The 12,810-nt window shown below is 66.1% G+C and carries 12 protein-coding genes; 8 read left to right on the top strand and 4 right to left on the bottom strand.

Annotated elements, in window-relative coordinates; translation table 11 throughout:
* Window positions 1-1,561: BCCT family transporter (locus CMO28_RS17985; RefSeq protein ID WP_322111380.1), on the bottom strand; the 1,561-nt coding region annotated here is incomplete at its 3' end.
* A 255-nt stretch (window positions 1,562-1,816) separates the two neighbouring features.
* Here CMO28_RS17985 and CMO28_RS17990 point away from each other — a divergent pair.
* Window positions 1,817-1,960 carry a hypothetical protein gene (locus CMO28_RS17990; RefSeq protein ID WP_296715666.1) on the top strand — a complete coding sequence of 48 codons (144 nt, stop codon included), beginning with the start codon at window positions 1,817-1,819 and terminating at the stop codon, window positions 1,958-1,960.
* A 12-nt stretch (window positions 1,961-1,972) separates the two neighbouring features.
* Here CMO28_RS17990 and CMO28_RS17995 read toward each other — a convergent pair whose 3' ends face one another.
* Window positions 1,973-2,479: a DUF523 domain-containing protein gene (locus CMO28_RS17995; RefSeq protein WP_296715667.1), complete on the bottom strand. Its 507-nt coding sequence runs from the start codon at window positions 2,477-2,479 to the stop codon at window positions 1,973-1,975.
* Window positions 2,479-4,509 (bottom strand): protein meaA, encoded by a 2,031-nt coding sequence (locus tag CMO28_RS18000; RefSeq protein WP_296715668.1) that lies wholly within the window; start codon window positions 4,507-4,509, stop codon window positions 2,479-2,481. The genes CMO28_RS17995 and CMO28_RS18000 overlap by 1 nt, the downstream gene beginning before the upstream one ends.
* A 421-nt stretch (window positions 4,510-4,930) precedes the next feature.
* Here CMO28_RS18000 and ccrA point away from each other — a divergent pair, with 421 nt between their 5' ends.
* The 7 genes from ccrA to CMO28_RS18035 all read left to right on the top strand — a co-directional run bounded on the left by ccrA (window position 4,931) and on the right by CMO28_RS18035 (window position 12,086).
* Entirely contained in the window at window positions 4,931-6,217 is a 1,287-nt protein-coding gene (ccrA, locus tag CMO28_RS18005) for a crotonyl-CoA carboxylase/reductase (RefSeq protein ID WP_296715669.1), read from the top strand.
* A gap of 250 nt (window positions 6,218-6,467) precedes the next feature.
* Complete coding sequence (locus CMO28_RS18010) at window positions 6,468-8,147, top strand: acyl-CoA dehydrogenase family protein (protein WP_296715670.1); 1,680 nt, start codon at window positions 6,468-6,470, stop codon at window positions 8,145-8,147.
* A gap of 109 nt (window positions 8,148-8,256) precedes the next feature.
* A complete protein-coding gene (locus CMO28_RS18015; RefSeq protein ID WP_231889553.1) occupies window positions 8,257-8,463 on the top strand; it encodes a twin transmembrane helix small protein in 207 nt (68 codons plus the stop codon).
* A 62-nt stretch (window positions 8,464-8,525) separates the two neighbouring features.
* Complete coding sequence (locus tag CMO28_RS18020; protein WP_062770158.1) at window positions 8,526-9,101, top strand: cob(I)yrinic acid a,c-diamide adenosyltransferase; 576 nt, start codon at window positions 8,526-8,528, stop codon at window positions 9,099-9,101.
* A 293-nt stretch (window positions 9,102-9,394) separates the two neighbouring features.
* A complete protein-coding gene (locus CMO28_RS18025; RefSeq protein WP_014743642.1) occupies window positions 9,395-10,144 on the top strand; it encodes an electron transfer flavoprotein subunit beta/FixA family protein in 750 nt (249 codons plus the stop codon).
* Between the two features lie 2 nt (window positions 10,145-10,146).
* Window positions 10,147-11,079, top strand: a complete 933-nt coding sequence (locus CMO28_RS18030; RefSeq protein WP_014743643.1) for an electron transfer flavoprotein subunit alpha/FixB family protein — start codon at window positions 10,147-10,149, stop codon at window positions 11,077-11,079.
* Between the two features lie 134 nt (window positions 11,080-11,213).
* The gene (locus CMO28_RS18035; protein WP_296715671.1) at window positions 11,214-12,086 is read left to right on the top strand and encodes a 3-hydroxybutyryl-CoA dehydrogenase; all 873 of its coding nucleotides are present in this window, start codon (window positions 11,214-11,216) and stop codon (window positions 12,084-12,086) included.
* Window positions 12,087-12,148: 62 nt separating this feature from the next.
* On the opposite strand, the gene CMO28_RS18040 is transcribed toward CMO28_RS18035, so the two are convergent.
* Complete coding sequence (locus CMO28_RS18040) at window positions 12,149-12,739, bottom strand: TlpA disulfide reductase family protein (protein ID WP_296715672.1); 591 nt, start codon at window positions 12,737-12,739, stop codon at window positions 12,149-12,151.
* Window positions 12,740-12,810: the final 71 nt, after the last annotated feature.

Below are 12,810 nucleotides of genomic sequence, written 5' to 3' on the forward strand. Positions count from 1 at the left end.
CGTCGCCGTCTACGCCGTCGCCAAGGCTCGAAAACCCTTCGTGCCAAAGCTCGCCGACTGAAAAAAGCGCTTGCTCAGCGTGACGGTATCTCATGCCGCGGAACAGGCTCCAGCACAGCAGCAGCATCACGACGGCGAAGGGCAGGGCGCTGGCGATGGTGACGGTCTGAAGCGCCGACAGACCGCCGGCCAGCAGCAGAACCGCCGCAACCACGCCTTCAAGCACGCACCAGAACACCCGCTGCGGGATCGGGGTGTTGGTCGCACCGCCCGAGGCAATGGTGTCGACGACCATCGAGCCCGAATCCGACGAGGTGACGAAAAACACGGTAACGAGCATCACCGCCAGAACCGCCGTGATCGACGAGAGCGGCAGATATTCGAGGAACTGGAACAGGGCGACCGACACATCCTCGGCGACCGCGGCGGCCAGTGCGCCATTGGCGACCTCGGTGTCGATGAACATGGCCGTGTTGCCGAACACGGTCATCCACAGGAAGGTGAAACCCAGCGGGACAAAGAGCACCGCGATCACGAATTCCCGCACCGTCCGTCCGCGCGAAATCCGGGCGATGAACATGCCGACGAAGGGTGACCACGAGATCCACCAGGCCCAGTAGAACAGCGTCCAGGAATAGATCCACGAGCGCGGTTCATAGGCATAGAGGTTGAAGGTCTTGAGGACGAAATTGTCGAGATAGATGCCGATGTTCTGGACGAAGGCCCGGAACAGCATCGTGGTGGGCCCCACGGCCAGCACGAAGAGCATGAGCGCCACGGCGAGCACCAGATTGGTCTCGCTCAGGATCCGCACGCCCTTGTCGAGGCCGCTGATGACCGAGATGGTGGCCACGCCGGTGACGGCGGCGATCAGTGTCACCTGCACGATCGGAGAGACTTCAAGCCCGATCAGATGATCGAGACCGGCATTGATCTGCAGAACGCCGAAGCCCAGAGAGGTGGCGAGACCGAAGACCGTGCCGCAGATCGCGAAGATGTCGACCGCATGGCCGATGGGCCCGTGGATCCGCTCTTTCAGAAGCGGGTAGAGGCCCGAGCGGATCGTCAGCGGCAGGTTGTAGCGATAGCCGAAATAGGCGAGCGACAGGCCGACGATGGCATAGATCGCCCAGGCGTGGATGCCCCAGTGGAAGAAGGTGATGTTCATCGCCGAGCGCTGCGCCTCGATCGAGCGGGGCTCGACCACGGGCGGGCTCGCAAAATGGGTCATAGGCTCGCCGACCGCGAAGAACATGAGCCCGATGCCCATGCCGGCGGCAAAGAGCATGGCCACCCAGGATCCGTAGCGGAAATCCGGTTCGGAATCGTCCGGGCCGAGTTTCAGCCGGCCGAAACGGCTGAAGCCGAGGAACAGGGCCATGCCCAGGAAGATCGCGACCACCAGGATGTAGAACCAGCCGAAGCGATGCAGGATCTCGCTTTGGACGACGGCGAATAATGCTTCCATCTGCTCGGGTATCGCGGCCCCTGCGACCACGAAGGCGAGGATGATGGAAGCGGCGCCGAAGAAGACCGGCGGGTTGATCGTCATCCTTAGCATGATCCGGATCCTGCATTGGTGGCGCTCTGGTTCCCACGCTACAGGAAGCCGGCCGATGACGCGACGTCAGATCCAGGGCAATGTCATGGATCAAGTCATCACCCGGTGCCATTAAATGACATAACCCGTGTTCATTCCGGGGCGGACCCTGCTGTAACGTTACGATCGATTGACCTGATGCATCTTTCATGACGTCATGTGGTCAAGCGAAGTCGGGCGACATTCGTTGCCCCTGAAAGATACGAGGTCATACAAATGAGCCGGAACGTTCTGTATCTGATTATCGGTGCTCTGCTCGTGGTCGTCGCCGTCGGTGGCTATCAGTATTACGAGGAGAGCCAGAAGAGTGGGGTCGAGGTGGAGGTCGGCAATGGCGGCCTGTCGGTCGAGACGAAGTGAGTCTCCGGCTGATCAACCACTCAGGCGATCGATCTCGGCCAGCCGCCGGGCTGCGTTATCGAGATCGTCGTCGGCAAACACCTCGATACCGGCGGCGGCAAGAGCCTCGGCGGTCAGGCCGTCGCCCGGGATCAGCCGGCCGCTGAAGCTGCCGTCATGGATCCGCCCCACCCCGCAGGACGGGCTCCGCGCCTTGAGCAGCGCCAGGCGCACGCCATGGGCGAGGGCGGTTTCGACGGCGATGCGGGCGCCGGCTGAAAATGCCGCGGTGACATCGGCACCGGTTGTGTCGATCACCCGGCGGCGGCTGTCGAGTTCCGCCGGCGGTCGTGGTGTCGGCAGACCGCCCGCCATCTCGGGGCAGAGCGGGATCAGCCGACCTTCGGCGTCAAGATCGTCGATCAGCGGATGCGGTCGTGCGGCACCCCGGCCGTCGAAACGAACCGGCCTGCCCAGAAGGCAGGCCGAAATCAGAACCGGGCGGCGACCTGCCGCCCGGTTTTCGTTCTGTGCGGACATCACGCCGCTTCGCGGCTGAGCCCGTCGACCAGGTCGACGATGTCGGCCATGATCTGGGTGATTTCGAAGTCCTTGGGCGTGTAGACCCGGGCGACGCCGGCCGCCTTCAGCTTGCGGGCATCCTCGTCGGGGATGATGCCGCCCACGATCACCGGCACGTCGGTGAGCCCGGCTTCGGCCATGCGGCGCATGACATCGGCGACCAGTTCGTTGTGGCTGCCCGACAGGATCGACAGGCCCACGACATGAACGCTCTCTTCGAGGGCGGCATTGACGATCTGGGCCGGGGTCAGGCGGATGCCCTCATAGACCACTTCCATGCCGCAGTCGCGGGCCTTGAGGGCGATCTGCTCGGCGCCGTTGGAATGGCCGTCGAGGCCGGGCTTGCCGACCAGGAATTTCAGCCGGCGGCCCAGGCGGTCCGACAGGCTGTCGACCTTGGTGCGCACCGCCTCGGTCCGGTCGCGATCGCCGCGCACCTCGACCACGCTGCCGCCGACGCCGGTGGGGGCGCGGTATTCGCCGAAGATCTGACGCAGCGTCTCGGCCCATTCACCGGTCGTAACCCCGGCATGGGCACAGGCGATGGAGCTTTCCATGATGTTGCGGCCTTCCTTGGCTGCACGGGCGAGTTCGGCGAGGCTCGCCTCCACCGCCGTCGCATCACGGGCCGCCTTGTGGGCCTGGAGCTTCTCGATCTGGCGGCGTTCGACGCCGGGATCGACGGTCAGAATGGCGCCGTCCTCGCCCGAGGTCAGCGGCGAGGGCGCGGTCTCGACGAATTTGTTCACGCCGATCACCGCCATCTCGCCCGATTCGATCGCGGCAACGCGCCGGGCGTTGCTCTCGACCAGGCGCTGCTTCATGTAGCCGCTTTCGACCGCGGTCACCGCCCCGCCCATCTCTTCGATCCGGGCCAGTTCGGCGCGGGCGCCGGCCTTCAGCTCCTCGACCCTGGCCGCGACCACCGGCGAGCCGTCGAACAGATCACCATATTCCAGAAGGTCGGTTTCCATGGCGACGATCTGCTGCAGGCGCAGCGACCACTGCTGGTCCCAGGGGCGCGGCAGGCCCAGAGCCTCGTTCCAGGCCGGCAGCTGCACGGCGCGGGCGCGGGCGTTCTTCGACAGCACCACCGCCAGCATTTCCAGCAGGATGCGGTAGACGTTGTTCTCGGGCTGCTGCTCGGTCAGGCCCAGCGAGTTCACCTGCACGCCGTAGCGGAAGCGGCGGAACTTCTCTTCCGCAACGCCGTAACGGTCGCGGGTGATCTCGTCCCAAAGCTCGGTGAAGGCGCGCATCTTGCAAAGTTCGGTGACGAAGCGGATGCCGGCATTCACGAAGAAGCTGATCCGGCCCACCACCTGCGGCAGATCCGCCTCGGGCACCTGGCCGCCGGCACGCACGGTGTCCAGCACCGCCACAGCCGTCGCCAGCGCATAGGCCAGTTCCTGCTCGGGCGTCGCCCCTGCTTCCTGCAGATGGTAGGAGCAGACATTGGTCGGGTTCCACTTGGGCAGTTCCCGATAGGTGAAGGCGATGGTGTCGGCGATCAGGTTCAGGCTGGGCTTGGGCGGGAAGACATAGGTGCCGCGCGACAGATATTCCTTGATGATGTCGTTCTGGGTCGTGCCCTGGAGCGACGCCCGCGGCGCGCCCTGCTTCTCGGCGGTGGCGATGTAGAGCGACAGCAGCCAGGCCGCGGTCGCGTTGATCGTCATCGAGGTGTTCATCCGCTCGAGCGGGATGCCGTCGAAGAGCGTCATCATGTCGCCGATATGGCAGATCGGCACGCCCACCTTGCCCACCTCTCCCCGGGCGAGGATGTGGTCGGCGTCGTAGCCGGTCTGGGTCGGCAGGTCGAAGGCGACGGAGAGACCGGTCTGACCGCGGGACAGATTTGTGCGGTACAGCTTGTTGCTCTCCTCCGCCGAGGAATGGCCGGCATAGGTGCGCATCAGCCAGGGCGTATCGCGGCGCGGCATGGCGCCGCTTGCCGCTTCTGCGGCGGAATTCGGCTGCTTCGGCATCTTTTCGTCCTGTCGTGGCGGGGTTCTGTGTCGAATCTTACCCTGAGGGCGCCCCATTGGAAATAAGGCCCTATTTTGCGCCGCAAAAAAGGGCTTGAAAATCCCTTATATCCGGAAAATCATGAACAGCAACCGGAAAGCTCCGGTCGCGATCGCGTCGCAGCATGCGACCGTACTGCGATTGATCTTCCGGGGGTCTGGTCCCGTCGTCCCTTTGCGGACGGGACCGCCGGACCATCCGAACGATACCACCAAGAACGAACGACAAGAACCAACGCGCGAACAATACGCGCGGTTCCACGACAGTACGCCGGCCCCGGACATCGGGGCGCTGCCAGGAGGCCGCAGGATTGCGTGGTGCCCCGACCCCACCTGCGGACGCTTAAGGTCGAGAGAAGTAGAACGAGGGCACGGTCTTCCCATGAACACTGACACCACCGCCGCCGAGACGACCCGCACCCAGCCGGTCAAGTCGCTCTACGAGGTCGGCGAGATTCCGCCGCTGGGCCATGTTCCGGATCAGATGTACGCCTGGTGCATCCGCCGGGAGCGTCACGGCAACCCCGACACCGCCATGCAGGTCGAGGTCGTCGAAACCCCCAAGGATCTGGCGCCGGACGAAGTGCTGGTCATGGTGATGGCCGCCGGCGTCAACTATAACGGCGTCTGGGCCTCGCTCGGCCGTCCGATCTCGCCGTTCGACGGCCATGGCGCGCCGTATCACATCGCCGGCTCCGATGCCTCGGGCATCGTCTGGGCCATCGGCTCCAAGGTGAAGCGCTTCAAGGTCGGCGACGAGGTCGTCGTCCACTGTAACCAGGACGATGGTGACGACGAGGAGTGCAACGGCGGCGACCCGATGTTCTCGCCGTCGCAGCGCATCTGGGGCTACGAGACCCCGGACGGCTCTTTCGCCCAGTTCTGCCGTGTGCAGTCGCGCCAGCTGATGCCGCGCCCGCGCCATCTGACCTGGGAAGAGAGCGGCTGCTACATGCTGACGCTCGCCACGGCCTATCGCATGCTGTTCGGCCATCGCCCGCACATCCTGCGTCCGGGCGACAACGTTCTGGTCTGGGGCGCCGCCGGCGGTCTGGGCTCGATGGCGCTGCAGCTGATCGCGACCGCCGGTGCCAACGGCATCGCGGTCATCTCTGAAGACAACAAGCGCGACTTCGTGCTCAGCCTGGGCGCCAAGGCCGCGATCAACCGCAAGAACTTCGACTGCTGGGGCCGTCTGCCCGAGGTCGACGACGTTCAGGGCTATAACGACTACATCCGCCGCGTCCGCGCCTTCGGCAAGGCGATCTGGGACGTGACCGGCAAGGGCAACGACGTCGATTTCGTGTTCGAGCACCCGGGCGAGCAGACCTTCCCGGTCTCGACCTATGTGGTGAAGCGCGGCGGCATGGGCGTGTTCTGCGCCGGCACCACCGGCTACAACCTGACCATGGACGCCCGCTTCGTGTGGATGCGCCAGAAGCGTATCCAGGGCAGCCATTTCGCCAATCTGAAGCAGGCCGCCCAGGCCAACCGGCTGGTGATCGAGCGTCGCATCGACCCCTGCATGTCGGAAGTCTTCTCGTGGGACGACATCCCCGAGGCGCACATGAAGATGTTCCGCAACCAGCACAAGCCCGGCAACATGGCCGTGCTGGTCCAGGCGCCGCGCCCGGGCCTGCGGACGATCGAGGACGCCATCGACGGCTGATTGACCTGACGCGGTGAGCGACCGGGCGGCGGTGCCGCCTCGCCCGGTCCCGGCGCTGCCCGCCCCGAGCCGTCCCCGTCAGGGAACCGGATCGGGCGGGCGGCGCCGCACCGTCGTCTGGATGCCGCATCGGATCGGCCGGGCCGGCGCTGGACGCCGGTCGCCTCAGGGCCATATCCGGTCCGGTATCCCGCCGTTTCCGACCTCCGCAGTGTTCGACACGTCTTCCGACCAGAGGACCATTCCTCCCATGTCCGCTTCCACCGCGACCCTTTCGCCCGTGACCGACGCCCCCGTCCTGATCGACGATCTGCTCGACCGGGCCGAACGTGCCCTTGCCGCCGTCGAGGCCTATGCCGATGCCGTCCAGACCGCCGTGGGCGGGATGGTGCGCCGCGACGGCAAGGTCGATGCCGCCGTGCTCGATGCCAGCCAGCATGCCGCCCATGGCCTTGCCTGGACGGCGACCTATGTCGAGGCCCTGCGCCAGATGCTGGGCTGGGCACGCCGGCTGGAAGCCGAGGGGCGCCTGGGTGAGACCGAGGGGCTGATGCTGCAGACCGCCTTCGGCGAGTATGTGGCGCAGCTGCAGGGCGGCCTGCCCATGTCGCAGGGCGAGATCGTCCGTCCGGCCGATTTCGGCCTGATCGACGAGGCGGCGGCACTGTCCCAGGGTGATGCGGGGCTGTTCCTGCGTGCGGGCAACACCGCTGCGGTACGGGCCCGGCTGGCGGCGCTGATCGCCGAGGGCAATTTCGGCGAACTGGGGCTCGAAGACGAGACCCTGCTGATGATCCGCGACCAGTTCCGCCGCTTCGTCGAGGAAAAGGTCGTCCCCTTCGCCCATGACTGGCACAAGGCCGACGAGCTGATCCCGATCGAGGTCGTGAACCAGATGGCGGAGCTGGGCGTCTTCGGCCTGACCGTGCCCGAGGAATTCGGCGGGCTCGGCCTCTCCAAGGTCGCGATGTGCCTGGTTACCGAAGAGCTGTCGCGCGGCTATATCGGCGTCGGCTCGCTGGGAACCCGGTCCGAGATCGCGGCCGAGCTGATCCGGCTGGGCGGTACGGACGATCAGAAGCAGAGCTGGCTGCCGCGCCTCGCCTCGGGCGAGATCCTGCCGACCGCGGTTTTCACCGAACCCGGCACCGGCTCCGACCTCGGCGGCCTCAAGACCCGCGCGACGCGCGATGGCGACGTCTATCGGGTGACCGGCAACAAGACCTGGATCACCCATGCCGCCCGCGCCGATCTGATGACCCTGCTGGTGCGCACCGATCCGGCGACGAAGAACTATTCCGGCCTGTCGATGTTCCTGGCCGAGAAGCCCCGCGGCACCGATGCCGATCCCTTCCCGGCCGAGGGCATGAGCGGCGGCGAAATCCGCGTGCTCGGCTATCGCGGCATGAAGGAGTACGAGATCGGCTTCGACGATTTCACCGTGCCGGCCGACAATCTGCTGGGCCGGGCCGAGGGCCAGGGCTTCAAGCAGCTGATGGCGACCTTCGAAAGCGCCCGGATCCAGACGGCGGCCCGCGCGGTCGGCGTTGCGCAGTCGGCGCTGGAAATGGGGCTGCGCTACGCCCATGAGCGCGTGCAGTTCAACAAGCCGATCTATGCCTTCCCGCGGGTCTTCGACAAGCTGGTCTGGGCGGCCGTCGAGATCATGATCGCCCGCCAGCTGACCTATTTCTCGGCACGCGAGAAGGACAGCGACCGGCGCTGCGACCTGGAGGCCGGCATGGCCAAGCTGCTGGCGGCCCGCGTCGCCTGGGCCACGGCCGACAACGCCGTCCAGGTTCATGGCGGCAACGGCTATGCCGAGGAATATCCGATCAGCCGTGTGCTCTGTGATGCGCGCATCCTCAACGTGTTCGAGGGTGCGGCCGAGATCCAGGCGCAGGTCATCGCCCGCCGCCTTCTGGGTTGAGGGTGACGGGGCCGGCTTCCGCAGGGAAGCCGGCCTTTGCGCGAAAATCTCCCCCGCCGGGACCGGTTGACCCTGTCAGACCGGGCCCGGCGGGGCCATATTGCGGGCCATGGATACGATGTCAGGCGTGATGCCGGTTCTGATCGTGGTTGCGATGGTCGCCACGGCCGGTGTTCTCCTGGTGGGCGTGATGTCGATGCTCGTCGGCGGGCGCTTCAACCAGAAATACTCGAACAAGCTGATGCAGTGGCGGGTGCTGCTGCAGGCGCTGGCGATCCTGCTCGTTCTGCTGTTCCTGGCGATGACGGGCGGCTGAGCCCGCCGGCCGTGGCCATCGCCCTCTGGCTATCTTGCTTTCACCCACCGACGGAGCCCCCGATGGTCCAGCTCACCCGCATCTACACCCGCGGCGGCGATCGCGGCGAAACCTCGCTCGGCGATGGCAGCCGCCGGCCGAAGGACGACCTCCGGGTCGCCTCTTACGGCACGGTCGACGAGGCGAACGGCGTGATCGGGCTGGTGCGGCTGCATCTGGAGACCGAGAGCGAGGAAGACCGCATGCTCGCCCGGATCCAGAACGATCTGTTCGATCTGGGGGCGGACCTTGCCTGCCCCGCCGGCGACGATCCCGCGCGGGAGGCCAGGGCGCTGCGCATTCTGCCGGCCCAGGTCGACCGCCTGGAAGCCGAGATCGATGCGATGAATGCCGGGCTTCAGCCGCTCAAATCCTTCATCCTGCCGGGAGGCACCCCGGCTGCGGCCCATCTGCATCTGGCGCGGACCGTCGTCCGTCGTGCAGAGCGCGAGCTGGTCGAGCTGATGCGGGTGGAGCCGGTGAACGAGGCGGCGCTGCGCTACCTCAACCGGCTGTCCGATCATTTGTTCGTCCTGGCGCGCCATCTGAACGACAAGGGTGCGCGCGACGTGCTCTGGGTGCCGGGCGCCAACCGCTGACGCGGCCTTAAGCCGCGGCGTTCCTTGAATTTTCGAGAGGTGCCCCGAAATTGACACCGCACGTCGCAGCGCCTAATGTGCGGTGGACTCAATCGGGGAACCGGCAGTCGGGAGCCATGTGACGCAGGCCGTCGCGGTCCGCCCGGGCAGCCGGTCGCCTGTCGTCCGACAGAGAGCCGGCGCCCTGCCGTTCGCTGCCGGGCGTCCTGGTCCGGATCCGCACCCGCTGAGGGGGTCGGGGGATGCGACCGGACGACGTAGAGCCAAGAAACCCAACTGGAGTCGGGAGATCTATGAAGGTACTCGTCCCCGTCAAGCGCGTGGTCGACTATAACGTCAAGGTCCGCGTCAAGGCTGACCAGACCGGCGTCGACCTCGCCAACGTCAAGATGTCGATGAACCCCTTCGACGAGATCGCGGTCGAGGAAGCCGTGCGGCTGAAGGAAGCCGGCAAGGCCACCGAGATCGTGGTCGTGTCCATCGGCCCCAAGGGTGCACAGGAACAGATCCGCACGGCGCTGGCCATGGGCGCGGATCGCGGCCTGCTGATCGAGACCGATGAAGAGGTCCAGCCGCTCGCCGTCGCCAAGCTGCTGAAGGCGGTGGCCGAGGCCGAGCAGCCGCAGCTGGTCGTTCTGGGCAAGCAGGCGATCGACGACGACTCCAACCAGACCGGCCAGATGCTGGCGGCGCTGCTGGGCTGGGCCCAGGGCACCTTCGCATCGAAGGTCACCGTCGGTGACGGCGAGGTCGAGGTGATCCGCGAGATCGACGGCGGTCTCGAGACCGTCTCGCTCAAGCTGCCCGCGATCGTGACCACCGATCTGCGTCTCAACGAGCCCCGCTACGCTTCGCTGCCGAATATCATGAAGGCGAAGAAGAAGCCGCTCGACACCAAGACCCCCGGCGATTTTGGCGTGGACGTGGCGCCGCGTCTGAAGACGCTGAAGGTCACCGAGCCGCCGAAGCGCAAGGGCGGCATCAAGGTGCCGGATATCGCGACGCTGGTGGACAAGCTGAAGAACGAGGCGGGGGTTATCTGACCATGACGGTTCTCGTCATTGCCGATCACAACAACGCGTCGCTCGGCGCCGCGACCCTGAACGCCGTCACCGCCGGTGCGAAGCTGGGCGATGTGCATGTGCTGGTTGCCGGCAAGGATGCCGGTGCGGCCGCCGAGGCAGCCGCCAAGGTGCAGGGCGTCGCCAAGGTGCTGCATGCCGAGGGCGACCAGTATCAGGGTGGCCTGCCCGAGAACCTGGCCCCGCTGATCGTGGGTCTGGCCGGCGACTACAGCCACATCGTCGCCTCGTCGAGCAGCGTTGCGAAGAACGTGCTGCCGCGCGTGGCCGCTCTGCTGGACGTCGCGCAGATTTCGGACGCGATCGAGATCGTGTCGGAAGACACTTTCGTCCGCCCGATCTATGCCGGCAACGCGCTGGCGACCGTGCAGTCCTCCGACAAGGTGAAGGTCCTCACCATCCGCGGCACCGCCTTCAAGGCGGCCGAGGCCGAGGGCGGTTCGGCCGCCGTCGAGACCATCGCCGCCGGTGAGGATGCGGGCCTCAGCCGCTTCGTCGGCCAGAGCCTGAGCAAGTCCGAGCGTCCCGAACTCGCCAGCGCGAAGATCGTGGTGTCGGGTGGCCGCGGCGTCGGCAGCTCCGACAACTTCAAGATCATCGAAGGTCTGGCGGATGCCCTGGGCGCCGCCGTCGGCGCCAGCCGCGCGGCCGTCGATGCCGGCTATGTGCCGAACGACTACCAGGTCGGCCAGACCGGCAAGGTCGTCGCGCCGCAGCTTTATGTCGCGGTCGGCATTTCGGGTGCCATCCAGCACCTGGCCGGCATGAAGGACAGCAAGGTGATCGTGGCGATCAACAAGGACGAAGAGGCGCCGATCTTCCAGGTCGCCGATTACGGCCTTGTGGGCGATCTGTTCAAGATCGTCCCCGAGCTGACCGAGACGCTGCAGAAGTGAAGTAACATATGGCCGGCACAATGCCGGTTATGTGAAAGAAAACCGAGCCCGGTGCGGGGTCTGGCGTAACTTGTGTAAAGCAAGCGACGCCGGGCCCTGTCCCGGGCTGTCAAGTCGAAGAAGGTGCGGTCCTCATGATCAGGAAGATCGGCGTCATCGGGGCAGGCCAGATGGGCCGCGGCATCGCGCATGTCTGTGCGCTCGCCGGCTACGACGTCACGATGGTCGACATTTCCGAGGCGCAGCTCGCCAAGGCGATGGACCGGATCGAGCAGGCGCTCGACCGTCAGGTGTCGCGCAGCGAGATCGAGCCCGCGGACAAGCCCGCCGCTCTGTCCCGGATCAGGACGCAGGTCGGTTATGCCGGCTTCGAGACGATCGACCTGGTGATCGAGGCGGCCACCGAGAGCGAAGAACTGAAGCGGAAGATCTTCGCCGAGATCCGCGACATGCTGAAGGACGAGGTGATCGTCGCGACCAACACCTCGTCGCTGTCGATCACCCGCCTGGCTGCGACCATGCGTCACCCCGAGCGGTTCATGGGCATGCATTTCATGAACCCGGTGCCGCGCATGCAGCTGGTGGAACTGATCCGCGGCATCGCGACCGACAACCCGACCTACGAGGTGGTGCGCGAGCTGGTGTTCAAGCTCGACAAGACCCCGGCGGTGTCGGAAGACTTCCCGGCCTTCATCGTCAACCGCATCCTGCTGCCGATGATCAACGAGGCGATCTACACGCTCTACGAGGGCGTCGGCACGGTCGAGGCGATCGACACTGCAATGAAGCTGGGCGCGAACCATCCGATGGGTCCGCTGGAGCTGGCCGACTTCATCGGCCTCGATACCTGCCTGTCGATCATGCAGGTGCTCTATGACGGCCTGGCCGACAGCAAGTATCGCCCCTGCCCGCTGCTGGTGAAGTATGTCGAGGCCGGCTGGCTGGGTCGCAAGACCGATCGTGGTTTCTACGACTATCGCGGCGACGTTCCCGTGCCGACCCGCTGACGCGGCACAGGATCGTCAGACCTTTCGGGGCCGCCTTCCGGGCGGCCCCTGCCGTTTGAACCTCAGCCGCCCGCCGGTTTGCCGATGGCGGCGTTGATCAGGGCCACACCTTCGGGCGCATCCCAATGGGCGATGCCGACCAGCCGGGCGATCTCGCGGCCTTCGCGATCGATCAGCAGGGTGGTGGGCAGGCCGGCGACCCTGGTGGCGCCCAGGGTGCGCATGGGCTTGTCGATCGCAACCTCGATCCGGTCGAGATTCAGCTTTTCGAGGAAGGGGCCGACCACGGCCGCACCACCCTGATCGGCCGCGACCGCAAGCACGGTGAAGTCGGCGCCGCCGAGCGAGGCCTGGAGCCGGTTCAGGGCCGGCATTTCCTCGATACAGGGTGCGCACCACGTGGCCCAGAAGTTGAGCAGCACGACCTTGCCCCGGTAGTCGGCAAGCGTCACCGGGCTGCCGTCGAGCCTGGTCATTTCAAGCGCCGGCAGTGGAGCGGGCTGGTCCTGGACCTCGAGCTTCGCCAGACTGTCCCGTGCGAAGGAGGCATCGATCCCGCCCGGCTTGTCGGCGGGGCCGAAGCCGCGGTAGATAAGGACACCCGCCACGATGACGACGGCGGCGGCGAGAGCGGCGATGACCGGTTTCTTCATGCGAGGCGGATCTCCGTGTGAGGAAGGGCTGTCGCGACTATCCGCCTGCCGCGCAATCGCCGTCCCCATCC

The organism is Tistrella sp. (assembly GCF_002684955.1).
Taxonomy (GTDB): domain Bacteria; phylum Pseudomonadota; class Alphaproteobacteria; order Tistrellales; family Tistrellaceae; genus Tistrella; species Tistrella mobilis.

Coding starts and splice junctions, on each gene's coding strand:
- CMO28_RS17990 (WP_296715666.1), top strand. CDS start 1,817: ATGAGCCGGAACGTTCTGTATCTGATTATCGGTGCTCTGCTCGTGGTC.
- CMO28_RS17995 (WP_296715667.1), bottom strand. CDS start 2,479: ATGTCCGCACAGAACGAAAACCGGGCGGCAGGTCGCCGCCCGGTTCTG.
- CMO28_RS18000 (WP_296715668.1), bottom strand. CDS start 4,509: ATGCCGAAGCAGCCGAATTCCGCCGCAGAAGCGGCAAGCGGCGCCATG.
- ccrA (WP_296715669.1), top strand. CDS start 4,931: ATGAACACTGACACCACCGCCGCCGAGACGACCCGCACCCAGCCGGTC.
- CMO28_RS18010 (WP_296715670.1), top strand. CDS start 6,468: ATGTCCGCTTCCACCGCGACCCTTTCGCCCGTGACCGACGCCCCCGTC.
- CMO28_RS18015 (WP_231889553.1), top strand. CDS start 8,257: ATGGATACGATGTCAGGCGTGATGCCGGTTCTGATCGTGGTTGCGATG.
- CMO28_RS18020 (WP_062770158.1), top strand. CDS start 8,526: ATGGTCCAGCTCACCCGCATCTACACCCGCGGCGGCGATCGCGGCGAA.
- CMO28_RS18025 (WP_014743642.1), top strand. CDS start 9,395: ATGAAGGTACTCGTCCCCGTCAAGCGCGTGGTCGACTATAACGTCAAG.
- CMO28_RS18030 (WP_014743643.1), top strand. CDS start 10,147: ATGACGGTTCTCGTCATTGCCGATCACAACAACGCGTCGCTCGGCGCC.
- CMO28_RS18035 (WP_296715671.1), top strand. CDS start 11,214: ATGATCAGGAAGATCGGCGTCATCGGGGCAGGCCAGATGGGCCGCGGC.
- CMO28_RS18040 (WP_296715672.1), bottom strand. CDS start 12,739: ATGAAGAAACCGGTCATCGCCGCTCTCGCCGCCGCCGTCGTCATCGTG.